This is a genomic window from Burkholderia sp. Ac-20349, from assembly GCF_017104865.1.
Lineage (GTDB): Bacteria > Pseudomonadota > Gammaproteobacteria > Burkholderiales > Burkholderiaceae > Burkholderia > Burkholderia aenigmatica.
Window position 1 is genome coordinate 1 of record NZ_JAAGPM010000369.1, and the last position, 395, is coordinate 395.

The window sequence follows — 395 nt, forward strand, 5'->3', positions numbered from 1 at the left end:
AGAGTTCGAATCATCTTGAGATACATCGATACAATCACAACCCGGATAGTTTTCACGTCCATCTCAAGACGCTTCCGCTATCCAAATTACTTACTTCTTCCAGATTGTTAAAGAACGACAGCCGATACTTTCGTACCGCTCTGACTGGCTCAATCGCCAATGAGAAAAACTCGAACCAAACTTCATTCGAATGTTTCTCATTGAAGATTATTGAAAGCGGCCGGCATTATAACCGGTTTAACCGCAGACAGCTAGTCTGTCTTTATCAACAGCCGATAAGCGTGAGCGCTCAATTTTGCGAGAAGCTCTGGAAAGGAGGTGATCCAGCCGCACCTTCCGATACGGCTACCTTGTTACGACTTCACCCCAGTCATGAATCCTACCGTGGTGACCGT

1 rRNA gene is annotated in these 395 nt (G+C 46.1%); it reads right to left on the bottom strand.

Features of this window, described 5'->3' with window-relative positions:
• Positions 1-311 precede the first annotated feature (311 nt).
• Positions 312-395 (bottom strand): 16S ribosomal RNA (locus tag G3N61_RS39275); the annotation flags it as partial.